28 protein-coding genes are annotated in these 21,111 nt (G+C 59.0%); 13 read left to right on the forward strand and 15 right to left on the reverse strand.

The genetic code is table 11. From position 1 onward, the window contains the following. The coding region (locus V5B39_RS05475; RefSeq protein WP_332341914.1) for a transcriptional repressor at window positions 1-272 on the forward strand (272 nt) is incomplete at its 5' end. A 7-nt stretch (window positions 273-279) separates the two neighbouring features. Here the strand turns inward: V5B39_RS05475 and V5B39_RS05480 are convergent. The 8 genes from V5B39_RS05480 to V5B39_RS05515 all read right to left on the reverse strand — a co-directional run bounded on the left by V5B39_RS05480 (window position 280) and on the right by V5B39_RS05515 (window position 6,915). Beyond that, window positions 280-1,215 carry a carbohydrate kinase family protein gene (locus V5B39_RS05480; RefSeq protein WP_332341915.1) on the reverse strand — a complete coding sequence of 312 codons (936 nt, stop codon included), beginning with the start codon at window positions 1,213-1,215 and terminating at the stop codon, window positions 280-282. Between the two features lie 103 nt (window positions 1,216-1,318). Continuing rightward, window positions 1,319-2,287, reverse strand: a complete 969-nt coding sequence (locus V5B39_RS05485) for a DUF3426 domain-containing protein (protein ID WP_332341916.1) — start codon at window positions 2,285-2,287, stop codon at window positions 1,319-1,321. 1 nt (window position 2,288) lies between these two features. Then, on the reverse strand, window positions 2,289-3,179 hold the full coding sequence (prmA, locus tag V5B39_RS05490; protein WP_332341917.1) for a 50S ribosomal protein L11 methyltransferase: 891 nt from the start codon (window positions 3,177-3,179) through the stop codon (window positions 2,289-2,291). A gap of 16 nt (window positions 3,180-3,195) precedes the next feature. Continuing rightward, a complete protein-coding gene (accC, locus tag V5B39_RS05495) occupies window positions 3,196-4,560 on the reverse strand; it encodes an acetyl-CoA carboxylase biotin carboxylase subunit (protein ID WP_332341918.1) in 1,365 nt (454 codons plus the stop codon). Between the two features lie 136 nt (window positions 4,561-4,696). Beyond that, on the reverse strand, window positions 4,697-5,140 hold the full coding sequence (gene accB, locus V5B39_RS05500) for an acetyl-CoA carboxylase biotin carboxyl carrier protein (protein ID WP_332341919.1): 444 nt from the start codon (window positions 5,138-5,140) through the stop codon (window positions 4,697-4,699). 72 nt (window positions 5,141-5,212) lie between these two features. Beyond that, entirely contained in the window at window positions 5,213-5,707 is a 495-nt protein-coding gene (aroQ, locus tag V5B39_RS05505; protein ID WP_332341920.1) for a type II 3-dehydroquinate dehydratase, read from the reverse strand. A 48-nt stretch (window positions 5,708-5,755) separates the two neighbouring features. Continuing rightward, complete coding sequence (locus V5B39_RS05510; protein ID WP_332341921.1) at window positions 5,756-6,295, reverse strand: TlpA family protein disulfide reductase; 540 nt, start codon at window positions 6,293-6,295, stop codon at window positions 5,756-5,758. Continuing rightward, window positions 6,292-6,915, reverse strand: a complete 624-nt coding sequence (locus V5B39_RS05515) for a hypothetical protein (protein ID WP_332341922.1) — start codon at window positions 6,913-6,915, stop codon at window positions 6,292-6,294. The genes V5B39_RS05510 and V5B39_RS05515 overlap by 4 nt, the downstream gene beginning before the upstream one ends. Window positions 6,916-7,026: 111 nt before the next feature. Between V5B39_RS05515 and mpl the strand changes: the two genes are divergently transcribed. Continuing rightward, complete coding sequence (mpl, locus tag V5B39_RS05520; RefSeq protein ID WP_332341923.1) at window positions 7,027-8,445, forward strand: UDP-N-acetylmuramate:L-alanyl-gamma-D-glutamyl-meso-diaminopimelate ligase; 1,419 nt, start codon at window positions 7,027-7,029, stop codon at window positions 8,443-8,445. Here the strand turns inward: mpl and cyoE are convergent. Both cyoE and V5B39_RS05530 read right to left on the reverse strand, forming a co-directional pair. After that, window positions 8,390-9,286, reverse strand: coding sequence for a heme o synthase (gene cyoE / locus V5B39_RS05525; RefSeq protein WP_332341924.1), 897 nt, complete (start codon window positions 9,284-9,286; stop codon window positions 8,390-8,392). The two genes, mpl and cyoE, sit on opposite strands and share 56 nt — an antisense overlap. A 152-nt stretch (window positions 9,287-9,438) precedes the next feature. After that, window positions 9,439-9,942: a DUF2244 domain-containing protein gene (locus V5B39_RS05530; RefSeq protein ID WP_332341925.1), complete on the reverse strand. Its 504-nt coding sequence runs from the start codon at window positions 9,940-9,942 to the stop codon at window positions 9,439-9,441. A 330-nt stretch (window positions 9,943-10,272) separates the two neighbouring features. Here V5B39_RS05530 and coxB point away from each other — a divergent pair, with 330 nt between their 5' ends. The 5 genes from coxB (at window position 10,273) to V5B39_RS05555 (ending at window position 14,935) form a co-directional block, all read left to right on the forward strand. Beyond that, window positions 10,273-11,439 (forward strand): cytochrome c oxidase subunit II, encoded by a 1,167-nt coding sequence (coxB, locus tag V5B39_RS05535; RefSeq protein WP_332341926.1) that lies wholly within the window; start codon window positions 10,273-10,275, stop codon window positions 11,437-11,439. A 31-nt stretch (window positions 11,440-11,470) separates the two neighbouring features. Continuing rightward, window positions 11,471-13,084, forward strand: a complete 1,614-nt coding sequence (gene ctaD / locus V5B39_RS05540) for a cytochrome c oxidase subunit I (protein WP_332341927.1) — start codon at window positions 11,471-11,473, stop codon at window positions 13,082-13,084. A gap of 97 nt (window positions 13,085-13,181) precedes the next feature. Next, window positions 13,182-13,805, forward strand: coding sequence for a cytochrome c oxidase assembly protein (locus tag V5B39_RS05545; RefSeq protein WP_332341928.1), 624 nt, complete (start codon window positions 13,182-13,184; stop codon window positions 13,803-13,805). Further along, entirely contained in the window at window positions 13,802-14,020 is a 219-nt protein-coding gene (locus V5B39_RS05550) for a DUF2970 domain-containing protein (RefSeq protein WP_332341929.1), read from the forward strand. The genes V5B39_RS05545 and V5B39_RS05550 overlap by 4 nt, the downstream gene beginning before the upstream one ends. Window positions 14,021-14,080: 60 nt before the next feature. Then, complete coding sequence (locus V5B39_RS05555) at window positions 14,081-14,935, forward strand: cytochrome c oxidase subunit 3 (RefSeq protein WP_332341930.1); 855 nt, start codon at window positions 14,081-14,083, stop codon at window positions 14,933-14,935. A 74-nt stretch (window positions 14,936-15,009) separates the two neighbouring features. Here the strand turns inward: V5B39_RS05555 and V5B39_RS05560 are convergent, their stop codons facing one another. After that, window positions 15,010-15,207, reverse strand: coding sequence for a twin transmembrane helix small protein (locus V5B39_RS05560; protein ID WP_332341931.1), 198 nt, complete (start codon window positions 15,205-15,207; stop codon window positions 15,010-15,012). Window positions 15,208-15,296: 89 nt separating this feature from the next. Here V5B39_RS05560 and V5B39_RS05565 point away from each other — a divergent pair, with 89 nt between their 5' ends. Both V5B39_RS05565 and V5B39_RS05570 read left to right on the forward strand, forming a co-directional pair. Continuing rightward, on the forward strand, window positions 15,297-15,995 hold the full coding sequence (locus tag V5B39_RS05565) for an SURF1 family protein (protein ID WP_332341932.1): 699 nt from the start codon (window positions 15,297-15,299) through the stop codon (window positions 15,993-15,995). Further along, window positions 15,992-16,609, forward strand: a complete 618-nt coding sequence (locus V5B39_RS05570) for a hypothetical protein (protein ID WP_332341933.1) — start codon at window positions 15,992-15,994, stop codon at window positions 16,607-16,609. The genes V5B39_RS05565 and V5B39_RS05570 overlap by 4 nt, the downstream gene beginning before the upstream one ends. A gap of 3 nt (window positions 16,610-16,612) precedes the next feature. Here V5B39_RS05570 and rpoH read toward each other — a convergent pair whose 3' ends face one another. After that, on the reverse strand, window positions 16,613-17,473 hold the full coding sequence (gene rpoH / locus V5B39_RS05575; RefSeq protein WP_332341934.1) for an RNA polymerase sigma factor RpoH: 861 nt from the start codon (window positions 17,471-17,473) through the stop codon (window positions 16,613-16,615). A gap of 233 nt (window positions 17,474-17,706) precedes the next feature. On the opposite strand from rpoH, the gene bufA2 reads away from it, so the two are divergent. From bufA2 to V5B39_RS05595, 4 genes are all read left to right on the forward strand, one after another. Then, complete coding sequence (bufA2, locus tag V5B39_RS05580) at window positions 17,707-17,967, forward strand: BufA2 family periplasmic bufferin-type metallophore (RefSeq protein WP_332341935.1); 261 nt, start codon at window positions 17,707-17,709, stop codon at window positions 17,965-17,967. 75 nt (window positions 17,968-18,042) lie between these two features. Then, window positions 18,043-18,876 carry an MNIO family bufferin maturase gene (gene bufB, locus V5B39_RS05585; RefSeq protein WP_332341936.1) on the forward strand — a complete coding sequence of 278 codons (834 nt, stop codon included), beginning with the start codon at window positions 18,043-18,045 and terminating at the stop codon, window positions 18,874-18,876. Continuing rightward, on the forward strand, window positions 18,873-19,637 hold the full coding sequence (locus V5B39_RS05590) for a DNA-binding domain-containing protein (RefSeq protein ID WP_332341937.1): 765 nt from the start codon (window positions 18,873-18,875) through the stop codon (window positions 19,635-19,637). The genes bufB and V5B39_RS05590 overlap by 4 nt, the downstream gene beginning before the upstream one ends. Window positions 19,638-19,668: 31 nt before the next feature. Next, window positions 19,669-19,854 carry a cysteine-rich CWC family protein gene (locus V5B39_RS05595; protein WP_332341938.1) on the forward strand — a complete coding sequence of 62 codons (186 nt, stop codon included), beginning with the start codon at window positions 19,669-19,671 and terminating at the stop codon, window positions 19,852-19,854. On the opposite strand, the gene nudB is transcribed toward V5B39_RS05595, so the two are convergent. The 3 genes from nudB to V5B39_RS05610 are packed head-to-tail and all read right to left on the reverse strand — an operon-like array spanning window position 19,823 to window position 21,110. Beyond that, entirely contained in the window at window positions 19,823-20,272 is a 450-nt protein-coding gene (gene nudB, locus V5B39_RS05600) for a dihydroneopterin triphosphate diphosphatase (RefSeq protein ID WP_332341939.1), read from the reverse strand. The genes V5B39_RS05595 and nudB overlap by 32 nt on opposite strands. Next, window positions 20,269-20,712 (reverse strand): barstar family protein, encoded by a 444-nt coding sequence (locus tag V5B39_RS05605; RefSeq protein WP_332341940.1) that lies wholly within the window; start codon window positions 20,710-20,712, stop codon window positions 20,269-20,271. Before V5B39_RS05605 ends, nudB begins: the two co-directional genes overlap by 4 nt. 2 nt (window positions 20,713-20,714) lie before the next feature. Then, window positions 20,715-21,110: a ribonuclease domain-containing protein gene (locus V5B39_RS05610; RefSeq protein ID WP_434735654.1), complete on the reverse strand. Its 396-nt coding sequence runs from the start codon at window positions 21,108-21,110 to the stop codon at window positions 20,715-20,717. Between the last annotated feature and the right edge of the window lies 1 nt (window position 21,111).

A 21,111-nucleotide genomic window follows, 5' to 3' on the forward strand; every position in this document is an offset into this window, starting at 1 on the left:
TGCTTGAGCGCCACTATTTCGAATCAGGCAAGGCGGTCTTCGAGTTGAGCCCCGGACAGCACCATGATCACCTGGTCTGTGTAGACTGCGGCCGCGTCGAGGAATTCTACGATGCCGAGATCGAACGCCGGCAAATGAAGATTGCCAAGGAACGTGGTTTCGTCATTCGCGAACACGCGCTTTATCTCTACGCCGAATGCACCAAGACGGAATGCCCGTATCGTGGCACTTCGCTCAGGCATTCCGGCGAGCGCAACAAGACGCCCTCCTGAGCAGCGCTTACCAGAGAGCAGTGCCGAAAGCCCTGGCGAACAGACTGGCGATTTGATCCCGGCTCGGACGATGGTTCTGGCCACCCCGATGGGCGACCTTGAGGGCGCCCATCACCGCTGCAAGCTGACCAATCTTCTCCCAGTCCCAGCCGGCGGCAATTCCGTAGAGCAGGCCCGCGCGGTAAGCGTCACCGCAGCCGGTGGGGTCAACAACGGCGTCAGCCTGGACACAGGGAATTTCATGGCAGCGGCCGCCGACATAAATTCGCGAACCGGCACCGCCCAGGGTAATGACCAGCGCTTCGACTTCAGCAGCGAGTTGCTCAATCGACCGACCCGTTCGGTCACATAGCAGTTTCGCTTCGTAATCATTGAAACAGGCGTAATTGGCCAGACGCATGAAGTTCATCAGATCGTCACCGGAGAACATCGGCAAGCCCTGACCGGGGTCAAAGACAAAGGGCACCGCCGCCGCCGCAAAGTCCTGTGCGTGCTGCAGCATGCCGTCACGCCCATCGGGAGCGACGATGCCGAGCGTCGCCCCCTCGACATCGACAACCCGATTGAGGTGCGAGTACATCATCGCGCCGGGGTGGAAAGCGGTGATCTGGTTGTCGTCGAGGTCGGTGGTGATGAAGGCCTGCGCGGTGAAGCTGCCGGCAATCCGGCGCACATGCGCGCGCGTCAGGCCCTGGTCATCGAGTCGCACCAGATAGGGGTCGGCATCGTCGCCCACCGTGGCCATGATCAAGGGGTCACCACCGAGCAGTTTGAGATTGTAAGCAATGTTGCCCGCGCAACCGCCAAACTCCCGTCGCATCTCGGGCACCAGAAAAGCGACATTGAGAATGTGAATCTGCTCGGGCAGGATGTGATTCTTGAAACGATCATGGAAAACCATGATGTTGTCGAAGGCAATGGAGCCGCAAATGAGCGTAGGCATGGACTTTCCGGAGTGATGAGTGGGTTGCAAAAGAAAGGAATGACAGGAAGGAACGGCAGCCACAGGCCTGCTCGGCCTCGGCAGCCTCCGGGAATGGGCGCAATCAGGGGTAGAAAACGTAAAGCCGATAACCGGCAGCATTGATCCCGCTAGCCTCGAGCCATAATCTGAGTTCGAGGTCGGCATTGGCCGCGAACGCCTCATCCAGCAGCCCCGAAGGTGGCAGATACTCATCGGGTTGCAAAACGCGGCGTGCGACCACCTTGTCATGGGTGTCGGTGAGCGTCAGTTCAAGCGCCGGGTAGGCCTGCACATACGCCGCCCGGTTACGCAGCGTGGCTTGCAGGGCGAGCAGTTTATGGTGTCCCGGATCGATCTGCAATTCCGATGTCTCGATGCTCATCCACTCTGAATGACGCGGCAGCGGCATGTCGGCCCCCAGGGCATCACTCAGCGCCGCCAGTGCTGGCCGCAAGCCGGGTAGACCCAGCGCGATGGCCACACGGAAATGAAACACCCCCTGGCAGGCAAGCATCACGGCAAGCAACAGGGCGATGATCGCGTATGGCTTGGTCATCGCCCGATCTGCCGGCAACGCCGGCCGGCCCATCACGCCTTCGAGCCACTTGCCGTAGGCCAGCGTTTCGCGAGGCCGCACCAGACTTTCCCTTGCCGGCTCCTCGGCATGAGTCAGGCCGAGTTCGGGAGCGCTTGGCGCAGGCTCGGGCAACCTGTCGTCTGGCTGCACATCGACCGGCTCGGAAACCGGTGGCAAAGCCAGCTCGGGCGGCAGGGCCAGATCGATTTCGAAGCCGGGGTGATGGGTGGGCGCCTGCCAAGGTTGGATAGCGACCGCGGCGACCGCTGCGGCATCCGTCGCCTGCTCCGCAGAAGTCGCTCCCGCCGCCGGCTCCGGGGCGATCGGGGTCGGCGGCGCGTCGTCGTCGACCAGTCCGTCGATGGCATTGAATACCGTTCGGCATTGCCCACAGCGGACTTTGCCGGCGCGCGCCCGGATCTGCTCGGAAGTGACCCGGAAGATGGTCTGGCAGCTCGGGCAGCAGGTCTTCACGTTAAGCCTTGATACCTGCCAGACATATCCAGCCGTCGCGCGTGTCGACAATTCTCAGCTCAAGGTAAGGCGTGTAGGCGGCAATCAGCTCGTCCGCCTGCTCGAAGAGAATGCCTGATAGGGCAAGGCTGCCACCTCGGCGAACGTGCGCACTGATCAACGGCGCCAGGACCTTGAGCGGATTGGCAAGGATGTTGGCGACCACGAGGTCGAACTGGCCATGTAGCTCGTTTGCTGAATCCTGGAAGCGGGCGCTGACCCCGTTCTCCTCGGCATTGTTCCTGGCTGCGATCACCGCCTGCGGATCGATATCGACCCCGATCACGTCGCCAGCACCCAGTCTGGCCGCGGCGATGGCGAGAATCCCGGAGCCACAGCCATAATCGAGCATCGACATCCCCGGCAACACCTGGCACTCAAGCCATTCCAGGCACAGCCGGGTGGTCGGATGCGAACCCGTTCCGAACGCCATGCCGGGATCGAGCACCAGGACAATTGCCTGCGGATCAGGAGCCTGGTGCCATGAAGGGACAATCCACAAGCGCTCCGAGACACGAATCGGTTCGAACTGGGACTGGGTCAGTCGCACCCAGTCCTGATCGGCCACCTCTTCCTGCGTGAAGGACGGAAAATCGTCGAGACCGGCCAGTGCCGCACAGGTCGTCAGCAGTTGCCTGGTGTCGCTATCCGGTTTGAGCAGTGCAATGACCCGTGAATGCGCCCAGCCTGGGCGGCTGGGCGAACCGGGTTCGCCGAACTGCGGTTGTTCGTCGGGGGTGCCGGCATCCGCATCTTCGATACTGGCGGCCAGCGCGCCTGCATCGAGAAGCGCGTCAGCCAGCGCCTCGGCATGTTGGCAGTCGGTCTGGATGCTCAGAGATAACCAGGCCATCGTGATTCAGCGACGATCAGCCACCCTTGTTGACCTCGTCCTTGGCGGCGAGCCTTTGCTCGAGATAGTGGATGCTGCTGCCCCCCTCCATGAAGCGAGCGTCCTGCATCAGTTCCTGATGCAGCGCGATGTTCGTCGTAATGCCTTCGATACTCATTTCCGACAGGGCAATACGCATGCGGCGAATCGCCTGGTCGCGGCTGTCGCCATAAGCGATCACCTTGGCAACCATCGAGTCATAGTGCGAAGGAATGGTATAGCCCTGATAGATATGCGAGTCCACGCGAATGCCCGGCCCGCCCGGTGGATGATAGAAACTGATCTTGCCCGGTGAGGGAACGAAAGTGAAGGGGTCTTCGGCGTTGATCCGGCATTCGATGGCGTGACCGCGGAAGGTCAGATCGCGCTGTCTGAAATGCAGCTTCTCGCCTGCAGCAATGCGGATCTGCTCGGCAACAAGATCGACACCGGTGATCTGTTCGGTCACCGGATGCTCGACCTGAATGCGGGTATTCATCTCGATGAAGTAAAACTCGTTATTCTCGAAAAGGAATTCGAAGGTACCTGCACCACGATAGTTGATGCGCCGGCACGCTTCGGCACAACGCTCGCCGATGCGCACGATATGCCGGCTGGGAATACCGGGGGCCGGCGCTTCCTCGATGATCTTCTGGTGACGGCGCTGCATCGAGCAATCACGTTCGCCGAGGTAGACCGCGTTCCTGAAGCTGTCGGCCAGAACCTGAATCTCGACATGGCGCGGGTTTTCCAGGTATTTCTCCAGATAGACGTTGGGATTTCCAAAAAAGCTTTGTGCCTCCGCACGAGTCATGTTCACGGCGTTGATCAGCGCGGCTTCGGTCCGGACGACACGCATCCCGCGCCCACCCCCACCTCCCGCAGCCTTGATGATCACCGGGTAGCCGACGGCTTTGGCAATCAGTGCGATCTCCCTGGGATCATCGGGCAGCGCACCTTCCGAACCGGGTACGCAGGGAACTCCTGTGATGCGCATGGCCTCCTTCGCGGAAACCTTGTCGCCCATCAACCGGATCGTTTCCGGACGGGGTCCGATGAAAACGAAACCGGAGGATTCCACACGTTCGGCAAAGTCTGCGTTCTCGGACAGGAAACCATAGCCTGGGTGGATGGCCTGCGCGTCAGTGACCTCGGCCGCCGAGATGATTGCCGGCACATTGAGGTAGCTGTGGGCAGAAGACGCCGGACCAATGCAGACCGACTCGTCGGCCAACCTGACGTACTTGGCTTCACGATCAGCCTCCGAATGCACAACCACGGTCTTGATCCCGAGTTCACGGCAGGCGCGCTGGATGCGAAGGGCGATTTCTCCGCGGTTGGCGATAAGGACTTTCCCGAACATGGCGGACGAATCTCCTTAATGTGAAAGTCGCGTCAGCGACTCACGAATCTCCCCTCCCCCTCGCGGGGGAGGGGTCGGGGGAGAGGGAAACGGTCATGACTTTCATGATCAGGGGTGCCTGGAAAAGTCATGACCGTTAGCCGATAATGAACAAGGGTTCACCATATTCGACCGGTTGACCGTTCTCGATCAGAATCGCCTTGATCGTTCCACCCCGCTCGGCTTCGATCTCGTTGAGCAGTTTCATCGCCTCGATGATGCAGAGCGTATCGCCAACCTTGACCACGCTGCCCACCTCGACGAAAGGTTCAGCTCCGGGACTCGATGCACGATAGAAAGTGCCGACCATCGGCGCCTTGATCGGATCGCCTTCCGGAAGCTCGGGTTCCGCCGACTCGGCCACTGTGACGGTTGCCGGTCCCGCTACCGACAAGGGGGCCGGCGGCGCGTAAGCATGCTGCATCATGCCGCCGCCGTGCTTGACGATGCGGACCCGTTCCTCGGCATCGTTGATCTCAAGTTCGGTAATGCTCGATTCCTCGACAAGGTCGATAAGTTTCTTCAGTTTTCGCAGATCCATGGATTCACTCCGGATGATTGTTATTGTTTGCGGTCAAGCTCGGGACGGGCGTTGAGAGCAGCCCGCAGGCGATCAAAGGTTTCGCTCGGCGGAGATCCTGCCCAGGAGATATTCCAGTGCCAGCAGATAGCCCTCGCTGCCCAGGCCACTGATCACGCCAATCGCCAGATCGGAAAAATACGAGTGCTGGCGGAACGGTTCACGGGCATGCACGTTGGACAGGTGGACTTCGACGAAGGGAATGCCGGTGCCGGCGAGTGCATCGCGCAGCGCGATGCTGGTATGCGTGTAAGCCGCCGGGTTGATGATCAGGAAACGGACTTCCTGGGCGCTCGCCGCATGGACGCGCTCAATCAACGCCCCCTCGTGATTGCTCTGGAAGGTTTCGAGATGAACTCCGGCGGCCTCGGCACGGTGGGCAAGTGCGAGATTGATCTCGGCAAGTGTGCTTGAACCGTAGTACGCGGGTTCGCGAGTACCCAGCAGATTGAGATTGGGTCCATGCAGGACAAGCAGCCTGGGGAGATCTGACATGGTGTCGGTTTTCGACGCAGTTTGCTTCTTCATGACCGTCAGTTTGCCGTAAATGGCCGCATTTTGTCCAGCAACACGTCTTCAGCGCGTCCCCACCTGCTGCAGTATCCGATCCAGCTCGCTCTCGGACAAGGGACCCAGTCGACGCAGCAGAACCTCGCGCTGCGCACTGATCACCAGGGTATAGGGCAGACCCAGAGCGGCGTTCCCGAGTTGCCCGGCAAGGTCGACGCCGGCTGCGTCACCGATCAGCAGCGGGTAGCCAACCGGATGGGTTTCGGCAAAAGTGCGTATGTTGTCTTTGCTGTCGAGCGCAATGCCGACAAACTGCACACCTTGTGGCAGATAGCGGCCCTGCAGTCGTGAAAACGCCGGCATTTCGTCCCGGCAAGGCGGGCACCAGGTGGCCCAGAAATTGATGACCAGTGTTTTTCCTTGCCAGCGCGAAAACGGATGAGACTTCCCGTGCACGTCTTCGAGACTGCTGGCAAACAGGCGTGCCAGCACCTCGGCCGGTACTGCTGGCCAGACCTGCGGCGGCGAACCGGAACGTTGCGATGCGGCGAAGATTCCAGCCAGCAAGGCAGCGGCAAACAGGCCGATCAGGACCGCGTTTCTCATCTATCGGGCATGCAGTTGGCCGCCAGCAGCCTCTTGACGGCGTCCAGTCGGGCGCGTTCCCGGATTCTGCCATCACGCGTCCTGAAGTTGACGCGTTCCTCGTCACGTCGGTAGATGACAAGATTGGCCACTTCGTCATCACCGAGAATCGTCAGCACGGCTTCGGCACGATCGGTGCGTGGCAAACTATGGCGGAAGGCCATACCCTCGTTGAGCAGGAAAATTTCGACGTCCTTGGCACTGTCCGGGAACAATTGAATGTCGATCTCGGCATAACGGCCGGCGCTGCCATCGAGCACCGATCCGGTCAGATAGGGATTGAAGCGTTGCAAGGTCGTCATCAGCCTCGCCGCAGTGCGCAGCAAATGCAGGCTTCTGGCCTGCTGTTCCTGGTTCTGGAACAAGCGTTGGTAGACCCGCAGTTCGGCCTCGACTTCGCTGTCGTCCGGCATGCCCACGCTCTCCGGCAAGCCAAGGCCACGTGCTGCCTTGCGTTTCGCCAGAGTGAGATCGCTGATTCCGTCCTGGGCCATCAGACGGGCGGCGAGTGCGGCCACACGGCTGCGTTGCTGGGAACTGCGTTGCTGGGAATTGTGCTGGCGATCCTGTCGGCCGCTCATGGATGGATCCCGAAGGGGTCTGGCAATGGCAAGGGAGTGGTCAGGCGCGCGAAACCTCGGGCAAGGGTACAATCGCGTCTCCTCAGCCTGATTTTAACTTGGATTCTGGACATGCATATTCATATCCTCGGCATTGGTGGCACTTTCATGGCAGGCCTTGCACAGTTGGCGCGTGCCGCAGGGCATCACGTCACGGGCTGTGACAGCGGGGTTTACCCGCCGATGAGCACACAGCTTGAGGCTGCAGAAATCGAAGTCATTGAAGGCTATGATAGCGCGCAAACGGCTTTCGAACCCGACTGCTACGTGGTCGGTAATGCCATTACGCGCGGCAACGCCCTGCTCGAGGAAATCCTTGACCGCGGCCTGCCTTACCTTTCAGGTCCGCAGTGGCTGGCCGAGAATGTTCTCAAGGGGCGCTGGGTGATGGCGGTGGCCGGAACGCACGGCAAGACGACGGCTTCCGCGATGCTGGCGTGGGTCCTAGAGGACGCGGGGCTGAGTCCAGGCTTCCTGGTCGGGGGCGTGCCGGTGAATTTCGGGGTTTCAGCGCGTCTGTCCGGCAACAACACGGACGCGCCGTTTTTCGTGATTGAAGCCGACGAGTACGATACCGCTTTCTGCGACAAGCGCTCCAAGTTCGTTCACTACCGCCCACGGACGGCCATCCTGAACAATCTCGAATTCGACCATGCCGACATCTTTGCCAATCTGGCGGCGATCGAGACGCAATTTCACCATTTCGTTCGTACTCTGCCACGCCATGGGCTGCTGGTGTCGAACGCCGCCGACGGCAACCTGGCTCGTGTCCTGGCCAAAGGCTGCTGGACGCCGGTCGAGTGCTTCAACGATGCCAGTGGCTGGCGCGCGGAAGGGAGCGATACCGACGGATCGCTGCATCTGTTGCACGGCGACGAACTGGTGGGCAGTACGAACTGGAGCCTGACTGGAACGCACAACCGCAGCAACGCAGTCGCCGTCCTGCTTGCAGCCAGGCATGCCGGGGTACCCTTTGCCAGAAGCCTGGCAGCACTGTCACGCTTCAGGAATGTCAAGCGTCGTCTGGAACTGCGGGGGGCGGCTGGAGGTGTCCACGTGTACGACGATTTTGCCCATCACCCGACGGCCATTGCGACGACGCTGGCGGGCCTGCGCAGCAAGATTGGCAGCGACCGCATTCTGGCGGTCCTGGAGCCACGCTCGAACACCATGAAGCTCGGGGTGATGAAGGCCTTGCTGCCGGCCAGCCTTGGCGACGCCGACCTGGTCTTCTGCTACGCCGCGAATCTCGGATGGAGCGCTGCCGAAGCACTCGCTCCGCTGGGCGACAGGGTGATCATCGACGATGATCTCGGACGCCTGGTGGCACGCATCGCAGACACCGCATGCGCCGGCGACCAGGTGCTGGTGATGAGCAACGGCGACTTTGGCGGCATCCACGACAAACTGCTGGCAGCACTCGCTGGCGGGCCTTTCAGTACAGAAAATGGTCAGCCAGAAGGGCCGCGAACAGCAGCGTCAAGTAGATGATCGAATAGCGAAAAGTCAGTCTCGCCAGCTTGTCGCTGTAATCACGCCACAAGGTGACGCTGTAGACCAGGAAAATCACATCGAGGACCAGTGCGCTGACCAGATACCAAGGGCCGCTCATTCCCAGGGTGTAGGGCAACACCGTTGCGGCAGTGAGCATGACCACGTACAGCAGGCTGTGCAGGCAGGTGAAGCGAATGCCATGGGTTACCGGCAGCATCGGCAGGCCCGACTTGGCGTAGTCGGCACAACGGTAACACGCGAGCGCCCAGAAATGGGGCGGCGTCCAAATGAAAATGATCAGGAAGAGGACCAGCGCCTCGGGACCCACCTGACCGGTGATCGCCGTCCAGCCCAGGAGCGGCGGCATGGCACCGGAGGCTCCCCCGATGACGATGTTCATCGGTGTCGCCGGTTTCAGCAGCACCGTATAAACCAAGGCGTAGCCGAGAAAGGTGGCCAGCGTCAGCCACATCGTCAGGGGATTGACAAAGCTGTGCAGGATCCACAATCCGAGACTGCCGACGAGAGTCGCCAAGGTCAGGGTTTCCGTGGACGAGACTTCTCCACGCACCGTCGGGCGCGCGCGCGTGCGCGCCATCAACGAATCGATATGCTTTTCGATCAGGCAGTTGATTGCTGCCGCAGCACCAGCGACCAGCGCAATCCCCACGGATGCCGAGACAAAAAGCCCGAATGGCGGAAATGATGGCGTGGCAAGAAACATCCCGATCATGGCTGTAAACACGATCAGGCTGTTGACCCGCGGCTTGCACAACTCGAAGAAAGCACCCAGGCGTTGTCCGGCCGAACGACGGGAGCTTGTGCTGATAGCGGCCATATCTTACTGTTTTCTCCGACCCGTGGTCTTTCGGCGGGGTTCCTTGGCAGGTCCCCCCTTGCATGTCCGGTCTGCCCGGCTAGCGCGTTGTGATTCCACTGGAACGGGTAGCGAAGCACCCGCCCGTAGACAGCAGAAACGATGAAGTGCCTTCAATTTGTCTCCTTATAGTTCTTGTCGGGCCAGGCAGCACCGAGAATTTGTTTCAGCTCTGCGGCAAGCACCCTTTTCTGCTCTTCGGTCAACATGCGACCGACTTCGACCTCTCGGCCATGCGAGCGAATCAGCAAGCGATGACTCCCTTGTCCCGGATACCTGACATACTGCAGTTGCACCCAGTACGGCCGAAACTCGTGGCGCTCTGCCAGCCCGCCCCGTCGGGTTTCAATCGTCAGTTGCCCCGATGCCAGCGCAATTCTCTCGAAATCTTCTGCCGTTTTCTCGCAACATCGCAACGCCCACCACAGCAGCGCAAGCTCGAAGCCGGTAAACGGCAGAATCGGCCAAGCACCGAAATACGAAAAAACCAACGCGATCGTGCCCGAAACCACCACCATGGCACCAAACACCCGCTTGCGATCAATCACCGAAAGAGACCGGTTCGGGCGTGCCACCCACGTTCGTCCTGCCACTGTCCGGGTTGCCACCAGGCTCATCAATCCCCTCCTCAATGGCCAGCTTCCCCGAACAGTCTGGCTGGACTTGATACAAATCAAGGTATCGGTCGCGAAATTCTAGCACGGGGCCACACTTTGTTGGCAACGGGCTCCCCCACATTGTGTTATTCGTATCGTCATTCGTTGTCTTTCCTGTTTTTTTTAGTGGCCAATTGATCCATATCAATTTATTGTGATAGCCTTCGCGGTTGGTGAAAAACTGGAACAGGGGCTCGCACGAGCCCTTTTTGGTAGATTTTTCGAATGCATCAAGTCTATCCGCCGATGCAGTTCCGCGCGGCAAATGCACTTGATGGGGAGAGGGAGAAGATGTCACGATACTCAAACAAGAACCGCTACCTGAATCGTTTGCGACTGGCCAAGGCCGGGCTGTTTGCCGGGTTGCTCGGCATCCTCAGCGGCGCCGCGAACGCTGCCTGGCAACTCAATCTGCAAGAACCCGTGACCGCCGCAGCCAAGCGCGTCTATGACCTCCACACCCTGCTCACCTGGGTGATCTTCGCCATTTTTGTCGGGGTCTTTGCGGTAGTTGCCTATTCGCTGGTCTTTCACCGCAGATCCAGGGGCCACAAGGCGGCTGACTTTCATGACAATACCACGGTGGAACTGGCCTGGACCATCGTTCCGGCGCTGATTCTGATCGCAATCGCCTTCCCGGCCACGTCGGCCCTGGTCAACATGCGTGACACCTCGCAACCCGATCTGACCGTCAAGGTTACGGGCTACCAGTGGAAGTGGGGCTACGAATACCTCACTGGTGACGCCGCCGGAGTCAAGTTCATGAGTGTGCTTTCCACCCCGCGCGAGCAGATCGAAAACAAGGCACCCAAGGGCGAGCACTATTTGCTGGAAGTCGATCGCCCACTGGTGGTACCGGTCGGAAAAAAGGTGCGCATTCTCACGACGGCGACCGATGTGATCCACAACTGGTCGGTTCCGGCCTTCGCCGTAAAGACCGACGCGGTCCCTGGTTTCCTGCGCGATACCTGGTTTCGTGCGGACAAGGAAGGCACTTACCGCGGCCAATGCTCGGAGCTCTGCGGCAAGGACCACGGCTTCATGCCGGTGGTGGTCGAGGTCGTCTCCGAGGAAAAGTATGCTGCCTGGGTTGCCGATCAGAAGCAACAGATGGCTGCGGCTGCGGATGATCCGAACAAGATCTGGAAGCTCGATGAACTGGTTGCCCGCGGCGAGAAGGTTTATACGGCCAACTGTGCTTCCTGCCACCAGGCGAATGGGCAGGGATTGCCCCCCGTGTTTCCCGCCCTGGACGGATCGAAGATTGTCAAGGGCCCGAAAGAGGGTCATCTCGACATCGTCATCAACGGTAAAGCGGGTACTGCCATGGCAGCCTACGGCCCACAGTTGGGTGATACGGATATCGCAGCCGTTGTAGCCTACGAGCGGAACGCATGGAACAATCAACTCGGCGAAGTCATTCAACCCGCCGAAGTCAAGGCACGTCGCGGCAAGTGATCGCGCTACCGGCCCTCAGGAGAAACTGATTATGCAAGCCACGCACACTGCCGGACATGCCGGCGACCATCATCATGACGACCATGCCCACTATCCAAGCGGCTGGAAACGCTGGGTGACGACCACCAACCATAAGGATATCGGTTCGATGTACCTGTGGTTCAGCTTCGTGATGTTCCTCGTTGGCGGCGCGATGTCACTCATCATTCGCGCTGAACTGTTCTCCCCTGGACTCCAGTACGTGTCCCCGGAGTTCTACAACCAGATGCTGACCCTGCACGCCCTGATCATGGTCTTCGGGGCGATCATGCCGGCTTTCGTCGGCTTCGCCAACTGGATGATCCCAATGATGATCGGGGCATCCGACATGGCATTCGCGCGGATGAACAACTGGAGTTTCTGGTTGCTGCCGCCAGCCGCCATTCTGCTATCGGTGTCAATATTCGTGCCAGGAGGCGCCGCCGGAACCGGTTGGACCCTCTACCCCCCACTGTCGGTACAAATGGGGATAGGAATGGACATGACCATCTTTGCGGTCCACATCCTTGGCATGTCGTCGATCATGGGTTCGATCAACATCGTCACCACCATTCTCAACCTGCGCGCGCCCGGCATGACCCTGATGAAAATGCCGTTGTTCTGTTGGACCTGGCTGGTTACGGGCTTCCTGCTGATCGCGTCAATGCCGATCCTGGCGGGTGCGGTGACCATGCTCCTGACCGATCGTCACTTCGGGACCACTTTTTTCAATGCGGCCGGCGGGGGCGATCCGGTACTTTTTCAGCACATTTTCTGGTTTTTCGGCCATCCCGAAGTCTATATCATCGCTTTGCCCGCCTTCGGCGTCGTTTCCCATGTAATCCCGGCTTTCTCGCGCAAGCATCTGTTCGGCTATGCTTCAATGGTCTATGCAATTGCCGCAATTGGCCTGATCTCCTTCTTCGTCTGGGCGCACCACATGTATGTAACGGGCATTCCGCTCACGGGACAGCTCTACTTCATGTATGCAACGATGCTCATCGCCGTGCCGACAGGAGTGAAGGTCTTCAATTGGGTCACCACCATGTGGCGAGGGTCGCTGACCTTTGAAACCCCGATGTTGTTTGCCCTTGGTTTTCTTGTGCTGTTCACCATTGGCGGCCTGACCGGGCTGGTACTGGCGATCACGGCGGTAGACATCCAGTTGCAGGATACCTATTATGTCGTAGCCCACTTTCACTACGTCATGGTGGCTGGAGCGCTTTTCTCTGCCTATGCCGGCCTCTATTTCTGGTTACCGAAGTGGACCGGTCACATGTACAACGAAGGTTTGGGGAAACTGCACTTCTGGCTGTCGATCATTTTCTTCAACATCGCCTTTTTCCCGCAACACTTCCTTGGTCTGGCGGGCATGCCGCGTCGGATTCCCGACTATTCGCAGCAGTTCGCAGATTTCAACGTGATCTCCAGCGTTGGCGCCTTCGGCTTCGGTGTAAGTCAGTTGCTGGTCCTGATCATCGTCTTCCAGGCCTTGAAAGGGGGCGCCAAGGCAGAAAGCCGGCCCTGGGATGGCGCGCATGGACTGGAGTGGACAGTGCCTTCGCCTGCCCCGTACCATACGTTTGAAGATCCGCCAGCATTTAATGCGGCTGAGGCGCATACATGACCCGCAACTTATCGTCACGCGAACAGGGCAGCCGCCGCATCGCGGTCGGCCTCGCCCTGTTTGCAACCGCTGTCTTTCTTAGCTTCATCATCCGTCAATGGATCGCCAGCAGTTGAATCCTGAATCCGGCCCACTGGCAGCAACTGCTGCCGACACCCAGCGGCGGGCAGTCAGTCATGCCCACACCGCTGCGGTCATGCTGACTGTCGTGGCCGGCAGCCTGCTGTTTGTTGCCGCACAGCCGCGGCTATACCGGGCCTTTTGCGAATGGACCGGCCTGTACGACATCGACCGTGCAGAACAGCTTGCGCGGCCATCACTCCCGGGGCGGCCCGTGACCCTGGAGTTTGATGCCAACAGTCATGAGAACGGGCTGCTCTTTCGCCCACAAACGAACAGCCTCACGACCAAGACTGGCGAGATCGTGCACGTGGTCTATCGAGTCGAGAATACGCGCAACAGCACAGTGGTCGGACAAGCGGTTCCCAGCTATGGCCCGCAGCATGCAGGCAGCTACGTGAAGAAACTTGAATGCTTTTGCTTCAAGCAGCAAACGTTTGCTCCGCACGAGGTCCGCGAAATGAACGTCGTGTTCCTGCTTGATTCAAAATTGCCAGATGACGTGGGTACGGTCACACTTTCATATACTTTCTTCGAAGTACCCGTACCAACGGGCGGCAGTGCGAATTCATCGCCGGCACGCGAGGAAAACCGGACGTGAATGATGTGGTCGTGAATCCACAACCGCCGAAGGACGGGTTGTTTCGTACCATTCGTACGGTTGCCTGGGCGCTGTTGGGGATACGCGGACACAAACCGTACACGCACGATGCGCCACCGTTATCGCCGGTGAAGTTGCTGATCACAGCGCTCGCTTTCATGCTGGTTTTTGTGCTTTCACTGGTCAGCGTGGCCATTTACATCAGTCGTCATTGATCGGACGCATGAGAAAAAAGTAACAGAACCATAACGACAAATGATTTGGAGGGAATCAAAATGAGTCACCCCGCATCAGCTAGCCGCTATTTCGTTCCCGAGCCTTCGCACTGGCCGGTGGTTGGGTCGCTTGCCTTGCTCTTGCTGGCAACCGGCGCCATTCTGACGTTTAACTCGATTGCTTACGGCGCTTATTTTCTGTTCGGTGGGTTTGCCGTTCTGACGGTCATGCTGTTTGGCTGGTTTGGACGCGTGATTGGTGAATCCGAAGGCCAACGCTATAACCTGCAGGTGGATCGTTCCTTCCGTTGGTCGATGGCCTGGTTTATCTTTTCGGAGGTGATGTTCTTCGCTGCCTTCTTTGGCGCCCTCTTCTATGTTCGCGTTCTGTCGATTCCTGACCTGGCCAGTGCAGATCAGGCAGCGCTTTGGGAAGGCTTCAAAAATCAATGGCCAACAGCCGGTCCTGCGGCCAAGGACGCGTTCACGCCGATGCATGCATGGGGCATCCCGGCGATCAATACCCTGCTGCTGCTGAGTTCGGGAGCAACGGTGACCTGGGCGCACTGGGGATTGGTCGCCAACAAGCGGCAGCAGTTGATCATCGGTCTGTTCCTGACCGTGCTGCTTGGCCTGCTCTTTCTTGGCCTGCAGGTGTACGAATACCGTGAAGCCTATAGCCACTTCAACCTCAAGATGACCACAGGTGTGTACGGTTCAACCTTTTACATGTTGACCGGTTTCCACGGTTTTCATGTGACGCTCGGTGCGACGATGTTGATCGTGATTCTTTTGCGGGCAATGAAGGGGCATTTCACTCCCGAGCGACACTTTGCCTTTGAAGCCGTTGCCTGGTACTGGCACTTTGTGGACGTCGTCTGGCTCGGCTTGTTCGTCGTCGTTTATTGGCTGTAACTTCTTCCCTCCGGCACGTGGCGCACCAAGCGAAGCGGTGCGCCACCCATGCCACCCATGACTTCTCGCCGTCATTACAGGCGGTCAACAATCCAGCCAAACCAGTGCGCAGCCATCAGGAGTAGAAATAGCCCGAACGAAAGGCCGACTCGCAAGGACAGTGCCTTGACCGCTCTGTTCTTGTCTGGACCGTGATCGCGATAGATATAGACCAGAGCGCTGCCGAGACTGGCGATGATCCCGATCAGCATCAGCACGACAAAGATGCGCATGCATTCTCCTTCTGAAATACCGCAGTCTATACCCTATCTAAGGCGCGCGGTTCGCATACGACAACAACCTGGGCACAGCCGTTCTGCCGATGTCGATCTTCCCCTTCAAGCGCGTACCTCTGCGCCTGCTGTTGGTCATTCTGGTCGTTCTGACGTGCCTCGCCATGTCCCGCCTGCAGATCTGGCGTGCGGAAACTCGGGGCGAACGCTTTGCACGCGAGCAGACCGCCTTGGTCTCGACACCCATCATTTTGTCGGCGCAGCAGCGCGACCTCAAGAGTCTGATCGACAGGGCGGCGACCGCACGCGGTCACTGGCTTACCGAGAAAACCATCTTTCTCGATAACAAGATCTATCGCAGCCGCCCCGGCTATCATGTGCTCACGCCTTTACAATTGTCGGGCAGCAGCTCCGTCGTCCTGGTCAACCGCGGCTGGATCCCGGCACCGCGACTACGCTCGGAGGTTCCATCCATTGCTTCACCGACAGGTGAAATCGAGATTGTCGGAGTGGCTCGGCACTTTGAAACCAGGATATTCGAACTGCAGAACACCTTGCCGGAAGGACCCATCTGGCAACATGTACGGGAAGCGGATTATCGCCAGATCAGTGGCCTGGACGCGTTACCGGTGATTCTGATGCAAACGTCCGCCAACGGCGATGGCCTGATCCGTGATTGGGCCTCGCCTGACAATCCGGCGATGAAACACTATGGCTACGCGGCAATGTGGCTGGTTTTCGCGCTCATGGCTGCAGTGTACGGCTTCCTTGCAAGGACCACACCATGACCTTAGAGAAACAGGCGGGACAGAATGTCCCCTTGGGCCAATCACCGGCTTCCGTTGCCACAGCTTCGAACCCGACCAAGGGTCGGCTGATACTGCTGGCGATCGTTGCGATCAGCGCATTGCCGCTTCTTGCCGCGCTGTATTTTCGCTACGTCTCACCGCCGGAGGTCAAGGCAACGGTTGGTCTGCCACTTGAGCCTGTGGCGCTTCCGTTTGAATTCCTGCAAAGCACCGATGGAAGCCGCCTGGAGCATCGGGAAGTCAGCGGCAAGTGGCTGGTGATTTTTGCGGCCCCCGGCAGTTGCGATGAACGGTGCCAGCACACACTGTATCTGACGCGGCAGGCACGCACTGCACAGGGACGCAATATGGAACGGATCGACCGCCTTTGGCTGATCACTGATGCCACACCACCAGCCGCGACGCTGCTGGCGGCTCACCCTGACCTGGTTCTGGTTCACGCGACAGACGCCAAGCTGATGGACCTTCTCGGGGGAGCTGAAAGCCGCCATATCAATCTGGTAGACCGACGTGGCCTGGTGGTCTTTCGCTACCCGGACAACCCTGATCCAACGGCCTTCATCCGCGAACTCGGCAAGCTGGTCAAGTTATGACCGTTAGCTTTGTTCCGCCAGGAAAGTCAGATTCGCCCGCATCTTCTGCATCGCCTTGACTTCGATCTGGCGAATTCGCTCAGCGGAAACACCGAATTCCGCCGCAAGTTCGTGCAAGGTTGCCGAGTGGTCATCAGTCAGCCAACGCGCCTCGACAATACGACGACTGCGCTGATCGAGAGCGGCCAGCGCACTTTGCAGTCCATCATTCTGCAAGTACGTACGCGCACGGGATTCAAGCACACGGAGCGGTTCACTCGAATGGTCGGAGAGATAGGCAATCGGAGCAAACGCGTCCTCATCGTCATTGTCGCCTTCCAGCGCCAGATCATGACCCGATAATCGAGTGTCCATCTCGATCACCTCCTCCGGTTTGACGGACAAGCGATGCGCAATATCCGCCACCTGCAACGAACTGAGGCCCTCGCTATTCGCTTTCATGCCGCGCAGATTGAAGAACAGCTTGCGCTGCGCCTTGGTCGTTGCCACTTTGACCATCCGCCAGTTCTTCAGGACGTACTCATGAATCTCCGCCTTGATCCACTGGATGGCGAACGAAACCAGGCGCACTCCGCGCTTCGGGTCGAAACGCTTCACCGCTTTCATCAGGCCGATATTACCCTCCTGAATCAGGTCGGCGTGGGACAGACCGTACCCGAGATACCCGCGTGCGATGGCGATCACCAAACGAAGATGCGACAGTATCAATTGCCGTGCCGCATCGAGATCGTCCTCCTCGCGAAAACGGGTAGCCAGACAAAACTCTTCTTCCTCGCTGAGCAGCGGAAATTGCCTGACCGCCTGGATATAAGCGTCAATGCTGCCGACCGCAGAAACCGTGGGAAAAGCCAAGGCTTGCGTCATGGAATCATTCCTCCTTCACGTTACCGATTATGAACCCTATTTTAGCACTCGCCGCATGAGAGTGCTAATCAACAGAAAAGTTCGTCCGGCCCAAATTCCACACCAGACCCCCAGCAAAGAAATTTTTTCCTTTGCTGTAAGTAATTCTGCAGTGCCAGCGTCTAAGGGATGTCGGAGAACTGGTTATAGAACGGCCAGCTTTGACTCAACCCATCCAATGAGAGGAGAATCAAATGTCAAATCAACTGTCTGGTGTCGCTATTGCCGCTGCTGCGGCTGCCCTTTTTGCTACTGGTAGCATCATGGTCCCCAGCGTTCACGCCGCGGAAGGAGGCTCGGTACACTGTGCCGGCATCAATTCGTGCAAGGGCGATTCCGAATGCAAGACGGCCAAGAGCGAGTGCAAAGGAACGAACGCCTGCAAGGGCCAGGGCTGGGTAACCAAAGCCAGCGCCAAGGAATGCACCGATGCGGGTGGCAAGGTCGCCAAGTAAGCTTGCTGCCATGCGGCGTGACCGGGCTGCCGACCAGCCAACGGTCACGCCCGAAGCCAACCTGAAGGAGGGGCGATGCGCAACACCCTTAACGGCTTCGGCCTGGGCCTTCGTACTGAACATTACCGGGATTTTATCGAGTCTCCATGGCACGTGGACTGGCTTGAGATCATTTCCGAAAACTATCTCGTCGCAGGGGGCAAGCCCCTTTACTATCTTGATCGCATCCGCCGTGACTATCCGATGGTGATGCATGGTGTTTCGCTCTCGATTGGCAGCTGCGATGCCCCTGATTCTGCGTACTTGCGGCAGTTGCGAGCACTGGTCGACCGCGTTGAGCCGGCCTGGGTTTCGGACCATCTGTGCTGGACCGGAACCGGATCGTTGAACCTCCACGATCTGCTGCCACTGCCTTACACCGAGGCGGCCCTGCGGCAACTCGAGGCCCGCGTGGCACAGGTACAGGAGGCTCTCGGCCAACCGCTATTGCTGGAAAACGTTTCCAGCTATGTGCGCTACCGCGCCGACGAGATGAGCGAATGGGAGTTCATCGGCGAATTGGTCAAGCGTACCGGCTGTGAGTTGCTGCTCGACGTGAATAATGTTTACGTGAGCAGCGTCAATCACCATTTCAATCCGCACACCTTCATTGATGCCATGCCGCTGACTGCAGTTCGCCAGATCCATCTCGCCGGACACGAGAAGCATGGCAGTTACCTCATCGATACCCACGATCAACCAATTTGTGCAGCCGTCTGGGATCTATACGCCTATACCGTTGGACGACTTGGTTCGATACCAACGATGATCGAACGCGACGACAACATTCCCCCGCTCGCGGACCTCATCGCCGAACTCGACTGCGTTCGTGCGCTGGCACAGCGCATCCAGACCAAACAGGCAGCATGAGCACCCTGGCCGATTTGCAGCAGCGCTTCCAGCAGAGCATTCTGCTTGACCATCCCACTCCGGGTTTATTTGCTGCGGAGGGAGCGCTGCTGGCAGGGGGAATGAGCGTTTACCTGCAGGCTTATCGTGCCCGCCTGACGGCGGCTCTGGCAGACAATTTCCTGGTTCTGCAGCGGGCGCTCGGTGATGACGCCTTTGCTGTTCTGGCGCATGCGTATATCGACGCGCATCCATCGCATTTCCGTTCGATTCGCTGGTTCGGCCACAGGCTGGTGGAGTTTCTTGCTGCTGCCCCAGAGCGCTTGCCACATCCGGCGCTGCTCGACCTGGCACGGATGGACTGGGCAATGCGTACGGCCTTCGATGCTGCAGATGCCGCCGCCCTCACCGCCGACGATCTCGCTGCGTTGCCCCTTCAGGACTGGCCCCAACGGCGATTCACCCCCCGTCCCTCCTTACAGATGATCGATCTGGCATGGTGTGTCGAGCCGATCTGGAAAGCACTCGATGCGGACGCCGCAGCCACTAGCGAGGAACCACAACTATTGGCACATGTACTGCTGATCTGGCGGCCGACACTCGATTGCTGCTGGCGGTCTGCCGATCCCTGCGAAGCAGCGGCCCTGCGAGCCTTGACCCTGGGGGCCAGTTTCGCCGACTGTTGCACGGTGATTGCCGAATCCGGGGTACCGGAACCAGCACGGACGGCGGCCGGTTTCCTTCAGCGTTGGGTCGCCGAAGGCCTTCTCGCTAAGGATTGAGAGGAACATGCCAATACTCCCCGGAAACCCCATGACGACGAGGTGTACGGACTGCGGCACGGCCTTTGTCTGCGGTGCGGTGGCCGGTCTCCCCAGTTGCTGGTGCATGAGAAAACCGACGCTCTCCCTCGAAGCGAGCGCGGCGGCCACCGGTTGTTACTGCCCGGCCTGTCTGGAACAACGGCTCAGCGCTCAGACATCCGCTCCGGAAGCATGAGAATCGCGTCGCGGTTGCTCCACGAAAAACACTTCGCAGCCGCTTCGCGCCACGGCAGCCAGCAGTAACGCAAGTGCTCTTCGGCAGCAATGGTGACCGGCTGTGCTGCCGGAAGCAGCAAAGAGAAGACATGCTCGGTATTGTGCAGGATACCCGGAGCGTAACGATGTCGCCATTCGGCAAAAATCTCGTAGCGATTGCTGAGCTGCCAATCCACAAGGCCCTCGGCGAGCACCTTGATCCCGGTTTCCTCCCCGACTTCACGGACGGCAGTTGTCAGCAATGGCTCGCCCTCTTCCTGGCTGCCAGTCACGGACTGCCAGTAACCTGCATGGGCAGCGCGTTCGAGCAGCAGCACCTGCAAGTCCCGAGTATGGATCACGACCAGCACCGACACCGGCCGCTTGTATTGCTTCATGCCAGAGTCGGGAGAGCCGCCAGTCCGTCAGCACGAAGATCGTAAAAAACCCACATCGGTAAGTCCTGCAAGCGCCATTCGGCAATGGCCGCGGCAAACACCTCGTTTACCGCGTGAAAAGACACCGGATCCTGGGCTTGCAGAATTTCAGCCCGGGTAATGATCAGGACATAACCAGCGGCTTCAAACCACGAAAAATCGGTCAGACAATCCTTGAGGGCATCAAGGTTGTATCCGTACCACTCGGGCAGATCGAGATCCCGTCCGAGTGTCGAAAGTACGATGTCGATGCGGTCAGAGTCGTCAAAACTGACGTCAAAACAGGCAAGGCCGGCCGCTTCCGCAGCCGCTTTGACGACCCCGTGAGCAGTCAAAGGCAGATGGTAAATACCGGCCTGTGTGGCATCCTCAAGCAGGTTCTGCAAGTCGTTCTGGCTCATGGCTATTCGCGTATGCGACGGAAGCTACGGTAATGGTCATGAGAGTAATAATACTCGCCGGAGTTGGCGACATCACCGTCGCGCCCCTCTCCAGCGATGATTCGTCGCGCTCCACGGTCACGACTACCCGGCGTCGGCACCGTGTACTCTCGATAATAGCCGCGTGGCTGCCAGGGCAAGTGTTTCTCGAAATTGCCAAAGATGCTGCCATCCTTGCGCGGGTAGGGAAAGGGTCCGCCCTGCCGAATCAGACGCAGGGTCTGCAATGCCTCGGGTGGCAAATCGGCCAACGCGACGCTCGCCAGTGACCTGTGTTCACGTGCCTGGACCACGCCAAGCAGACTACTGAACAGCGCAGCCAGCAGCAACAGCCGCAGAAGGGTCACGATTTTCAGCACC

Origin of the sequence: Accumulibacter sp. (assembly GCF_036625275.1) — a bacterium.
In the GTDB taxonomy this organism is placed as follows: domain Bacteria; phylum Pseudomonadota; class Gammaproteobacteria; order Burkholderiales; family Rhodocyclaceae; genus Accumulibacter.

Coding starts and splice junctions, on each gene's coding strand:
- V5B39_RS05480 (WP_332341915.1), bottom strand. CDS start 1,215: ATGCCTACGCTCATTTGCGGCTCCATTGCCTTCGACAACATCATGGTT.
- prmA (WP_332341917.1), bottom strand. CDS start 3,179: ATGGCCTGGTTATCTCTGAGCATCCAGACCGACTGCCAACATGCCGAG.
- accC (WP_332341918.1), bottom strand. CDS start 4,560: ATGTTCGGGAAAGTCCTTATCGCCAACCGCGGAGAAATCGCCCTTCGC.
- accB (WP_332341919.1), bottom strand. CDS start 5,140: ATGGATCTGCGAAAACTGAAGAAACTTATCGACCTTGTCGAGGAATCG.
- aroQ (WP_332341920.1), bottom strand. CDS start 5,707: ATGAAGAAGCAAACTGCGTCGAAAACCGACACCATGTCAGATCTCCCC.
- V5B39_RS05510 (WP_332341921.1), bottom strand. CDS start 6,295: ATGAGAAACGCGGTCCTGATCGGCCTGTTTGCCGCTGCCTTGCTGGCT.
- V5B39_RS05515 (WP_332341922.1), bottom strand. CDS start 6,915: ATGAGCGGCCGACAGGATCGCCAGCACAATTCCCAGCAACGCAGTTCC.
- mpl (WP_332341923.1), top strand. CDS start 7,027: ATGCATATTCATATCCTCGGCATTGGTGGCACTTTCATGGCAGGCCTT.
- cyoE (WP_332341924.1), bottom strand. CDS start 9,286: ATGGCCGCTATCAGCACAAGCTCCCGTCGTTCGGCCGGACAACGCCTG.
- V5B39_RS05530 (WP_332341925.1), bottom strand. CDS start 9,942: ATGAGCCTGGTGGCAACCCGGACAGTGGCAGGACGAACGTGGGTGGCA.
- coxB (WP_332341926.1), top strand. CDS start 10,273: ATGTCACGATACTCAAACAAGAACCGCTACCTGAATCGTTTGCGACTG.
- ctaD (WP_332341927.1), top strand. CDS start 11,471: ATGCAAGCCACGCACACTGCCGGACATGCCGGCGACCATCATCATGAC.
- V5B39_RS05545 (WP_332341928.1), top strand. CDS start 13,182: ATGGATCGCCAGCAGTTGAATCCTGAATCCGGCCCACTGGCAGCAACT.
- V5B39_RS05555 (WP_332341930.1), top strand. CDS start 14,081: ATGAGTCACCCCGCATCAGCTAGCCGCTATTTCGTTCCCGAGCCTTCG.
- V5B39_RS05560 (WP_332341931.1), bottom strand. CDS start 15,207: ATGCGCATCTTTGTCGTGCTGATGCTGATCGGGATCATCGCCAGTCTC.
- V5B39_RS05565 (WP_332341932.1), top strand. CDS start 15,297: ATGTCGATCTTCCCCTTCAAGCGCGTACCTCTGCGCCTGCTGTTGGTC.
- V5B39_RS05570 (WP_332341933.1), top strand. CDS start 15,992: ATGACCTTAGAGAAACAGGCGGGACAGAATGTCCCCTTGGGCCAATCA.
- rpoH (WP_332341934.1), bottom strand. CDS start 17,473: ATGACGCAAGCCTTGGCTTTTCCCACGGTTTCTGCGGTCGGCAGCATT.
- bufA2 (WP_332341935.1), top strand. CDS start 17,707: ATGTCAAATCAACTGTCTGGTGTCGCTATTGCCGCTGCTGCGGCTGCC.
- bufB (WP_332341936.1), top strand. CDS start 18,043: ATGCGCAACACCCTTAACGGCTTCGGCCTGGGCCTTCGTACTGAACAT.
- V5B39_RS05590 (WP_332341937.1), top strand. CDS start 18,873: ATGAGCACCCTGGCCGATTTGCAGCAGCGCTTCCAGCAGAGCATTCTG.
- V5B39_RS05595 (WP_332341938.1), top strand. CDS start 19,669: ATGACGACGAGGTGTACGGACTGCGGCACGGCCTTTGTCTGCGGTGCG.
- nudB (WP_332341939.1), bottom strand. CDS start 20,272: ATGAAGCAATACAAGCGGCCGGTGTCGGTGCTGGTCGTGATCCATACT.
- V5B39_RS05605 (WP_332341940.1), bottom strand. CDS start 20,712: ATGAGCCAGAACGACTTGCAGAACCTGCTTGAGGATGCCACACAGGCC.